The following is a 287-nucleotide window of genomic DNA, read 5'->3' as shown; positions in this document are numbered from 1 at the left end:
GTCGCAACTGCACTACAGGAGCATGCCCTCAAGATCGGCGGCAAGCTTCTGGTCATGGGCGGATATGGCCATTCGCGTGTCAGGGATTTCGTGCTCGGCGGCGCCACCGAAGGCATTCTCGCGGATCTGCGTCTGCCTGTCCTTCTGTCGCACTAGGGGGTGTGAGATGAGAGGCGAAACGGATCCTATCTTTCGCTTACATGGCGCGGCCCACGGCGTCACCGGCTCATGCTACGAGATCGAAACGGCCCGCTGGCGGGTTCTCGTCGACTGCGGCCTGTTCCAGG

1 protein-coding gene is annotated in these 287 nt (G+C 62.0%); it reads left to right on the top strand.

Features of this window, described 5'->3' with window-relative positions; translation table 11 throughout:
* A partial coding sequence (locus tag EN804_RS38555) for a universal stress protein (RefSeq protein WP_135922444.1) occupies positions 1-156 on the top strand: 156 nt, incomplete at its 5' end.
* Positions 157-287 lie beyond the last annotated feature (131 nt).

Origin of the sequence: Mesorhizobium sp. M8A.F.Ca.ET.161.01.1.1 (assembly GCF_004792105.1) — a bacterium.
Classification (GTDB): domain Bacteria; phylum Pseudomonadota; class Alphaproteobacteria; order Rhizobiales; family Rhizobiaceae; genus Mesorhizobium.
Note: the sequence above shows the minus strand (reverse complement) of the source record. Positions and strands in the feature narration are given on the sequence as shown.